Source organism: Paraburkholderia sp. Ac-20347, from assembly GCF_017104805.1.
Taxonomy (GTDB): domain Bacteria; phylum Pseudomonadota; class Gammaproteobacteria; order Burkholderiales; family Burkholderiaceae; genus Paraburkholderia; species Paraburkholderia tropica.
In genome coordinates this window covers 1-1,293 of record NZ_JAAGPN010000583.1, presented here as the reverse complement: position 1 = coordinate 1,293, position 1,293 = coordinate 1, and the positions used below count along the sequence as shown (strand labels likewise).

Genomic DNA, 1,293 nt, shown 5'->3' with positions numbered 1-1,293 from the left:
ACCGCGCGAACCAGCAGCAAGACCAGCATCACGACCGCGATCGTCGGCACGCCCCAACCCGCCCAGTGACGCGCGAGCCACACGCGCTGATCGTCGGTCGGCGGCACACCGCCTGCGTATTGCGTGTCGAACTGCTTGATCACGCCCGAGCCGTCGACGATCGCCACGTCGCCCTGCAGCAGTTGCAGGCTCGCGGGCAACACCGGCGGCGCGCCCACGCTCCGGTAGAGCACGCCCGGCGTGCTGCCCGCGCGCGTCACCTCGATCACGCCCACGCGGTCCAGTCCCGCGAGATCGACGAGCGTCGAGCCGCCGCGTCCCTTGAGCGTGATGCGGCCGTCGGCGAAGCTCGCGTGGTTCGCATCCTGATCGAGCGCGACGTCGGCGGCGAGGAACGGTCCCGCAGGCTGCGCGGCCTGACCGTCGGCCACCACCTGCAAGTTCGCGCGCGCCAGCGAGACGCCGGTCGCGTTCGCGAGACGCGCGAGGCGCGGCAGGCTTGCGAGCGGATCGGCCAGATACGCCTGGGGCACGACGATGTTCGACGACTGCGAGAACCGCGCGACCATGCCCGTGAAATCGTCGCCGAGCGGCCCCTTGCCGAGCACCAGATAACTGCTCGGCAGCACCGCCGCCGGATAGCCCTGCTCGCGCGGCCGGCAGCCGCCCGCCGGTTGACGCTGGAACAGCACGCGCAGCGTGTTGGCGGTGCCGAGCGCGTAGACCGGAATATCAGCGCTCACGCGTTGCGCGCGGCCATTGGTGTCGAGCAGTTGCGAGCCGATCAGCACGCCGTTGAAGAAGATCGACGCGGTCTGCCCGTTGCGATCGGCAGCGGGCGCGGCGGCGAGATCGAGCACGACGCGGCGCGGAATCTTGCCGTTGCCGCTCACGGCGGCGAGATCGAAATGCGCCTCCCACGCGGCGCTCGTCAGCACGCTCAAGGTGGCGGGCGCACCGCCGATCAGCGAGAGCGCAAGCCGGTCGCTCGCGCCGCCCGCGCTCAGATTCGGCGACTGCGCGAGTTCGTGCACGACGAGCCGGTTCGACACGCCGATACCGCTCCATACGCGCGACAGCGCGCTCACGCCGCGGGCGCGGCGGCGAGGTCGAGCACGACGCGGCGCGGAATCTTGCCGTTGCCGCTCACGGCGGCGAGATCGAACTGCGCCTCCCACGCGGCGCTCGTCAGCACGCTCAAGGTGGCGGGCGCACCGCCGATCAGCGAGAGCGCAAGCCGGTCGCTCGCGCCGCCCGCGCTCAGATTCGGCGACTGCGCGAGTTCGTGCACGA

Annotated in this window: 1 protein-coding gene and 1 pseudogene; both read right to left on the bottom strand. The window is 71.5% G+C overall.

The window, feature by feature from the left end:
* Nucleotides 1-1,088, bottom strand: a pseudogene (locus G3N97_RS38835) (cellulose biosynthesis cyclic di-GMP-binding regulatory protein BcsB); the annotation flags it as partial.
* On the bottom strand, nucleotides 1,085-1,293 hold a 209-nt coding region (locus G3N97_RS38830), incomplete at its 5' end, for a hypothetical protein (RefSeq protein WP_205998003.1). The pseudogene G3N97_RS38835 and the gene G3N97_RS38830, both read right to left, overlap by 4 nt.